The 428-nt window shown below is 63.3% G+C and carries 1 protein-coding gene; it reads right to left on the reverse strand.

The features are described from left to right. Window positions 1–226, reverse strand: a 226-nt coding sequence (locus tag EN852_RS41815) for a hypothetical protein (protein WP_210238290.1), incomplete at its 3' end; no start/stop codon positions are given. Window positions 227–428 lie beyond the last annotated feature (202 nt).

Below are 428 nucleotides of genomic sequence, written 5' to 3' on the forward strand. Positions count from 1 at the left end.
TCCCGGTGCCTCCGCCGGTGATGAAGGCCGTCTTGCCGGAAAATCTCATGCTGCGGTCCTCAAGGGCACGTGGCCCAGATGCTGCCGATCGTTGACTTGGAGTGTGCGACGGGAGCCGCCTTCCGTCTTGTCCGAGCGGGAACTTTGTTTTGACTGAAAGCGCACTCGCGGCCGCGCCGGCTTGAAGGGCGTCGGTGCGGTCCATAACGCTGTCGAAGATGTTCATCGACTTTTCGAGGAGGATGGCGTGAACGAGAGAACCGTGCCGCCGATCAGTGCGGCCGCCGCCGCATTCCTGTCTCGCTGACATCGGCCCTTCATCGGCGGCCGGTTTGTGTACGGCCTTGCGGGCGATGGTCTTGACGTCGACGATTCCGCTTCCGGCGAGATCGTCGCACTTGTGCCGGAGAGCGGCCTCGAACTCGTCG

The sequence above is a fragment of the Mesorhizobium sp. M2E.F.Ca.ET.209.01.1.1 genome (genome assembly GCF_004010375.2).
Lineage (GTDB): Bacteria > Pseudomonadota > Alphaproteobacteria > Rhizobiales > Rhizobiaceae > Mesorhizobium.